This is a genomic window from Bartonella sp. AP36NXGY, from assembly GCF_042195865.1.
In the GTDB taxonomy this organism is placed as follows: Bacteria; Pseudomonadota; Alphaproteobacteria; order Rhizobiales; family Rhizobiaceae; genus Bartonella.
On the sequence record NZ_JBHIPD010000159.1, the window covers coordinates 1 to 519 of the forward strand.

General features: G+C 35.1%; 1 protein-coding gene. It reads left to right on the forward strand.

Annotation, left to right across the window (positions count from 1 at the left end; genetic code table 11):
• Positions 1-106: 106 nt before the first annotated feature.
• On the forward strand, positions 107-519 hold a 413-nt coding region (locus ACFINX_RS10425; RefSeq protein WP_375668839.1), incomplete at its 3' end, for an SMI1/KNR4 family protein.

A 519-nucleotide genomic window follows, 5' to 3' on the forward strand; every position in this document is an offset into this window, starting at 1 on the left:
TAGGGATAGATTTTGACAGATGGGGACAGGAGCATCGGCAGTAATGCTCTACGATTGATGAAAAGAGAAAAAAGAAACTTATAGAATAATTTATGGAGGATAATTGATGAAAACCTATACCTTAGCGGATGTCATAGAATTAGTTGATAAATATGATGGTGATATTGTTAGTTTTGGGATTGCAGAAAATGCGGTTGATGATCTCGTGATTGAAAAGGCGGAGAAAGCTCTCGGTTTACAATTCACATCTTCCTATAAAACTTTTTTAAAACATTATAAAGGAGGAGACATTGCTGGTTATGAAATCTATAGCCTTTATAAAGAGTGTGGAGAAGATATTCCTTTTGATGACATTGTTTTACAAAACTTAAATTATTATAGAAAACATGGTTTTGTGACACCAGAACAGCTTGCCGTTAGCAGAACAGATTTTGGTGAAACCTTTTACTTTGATTATACGCAGTTTCGGGATGGTGAATGCCCACTTTATGTCATGCTTCCATCTGAAGATTGCGAATA